A 247-nucleotide genomic window follows, 5' to 3' on the forward strand; every position below is an offset into this window, starting at 1 on the left:
AGTTTGGACAAGAAGAAGAGACCTACAACATCGTTGCGGCTCACGGCTACTTCGGTCGTTTGATCTTCCAATACGCCAGCTTCAACAACTCCCGCGCTCTGCACTTCTTCTTGGGTGCATGGCCCGTAGTGGGTATCTGGTTCACCGCCCTGGGTATTAGCACCATGGCGTTCAACCTGAACGGTTTCAACTTCAACCAGTCCGTGATTGACTCTCAGGGTCGCGTCATCGGAACTTGGGCGGATGT

General features: G+C 53.4%; 1 pseudogene. It reads left to right on the forward strand.

Annotated elements, in window-relative coordinates:
* Positions 1-247: pseudogene (locus JUJ53_RS00010) on the forward strand (photosystem II q(b) protein); the annotation flags it as partial.

This window comes from Leptolyngbya sp. CCY15150 (assembly GCF_016888135.1).
Classification (GTDB): Bacteria; Cyanobacteriota; Cyanobacteriia; order RECH01; family RECH01; genus RECH01.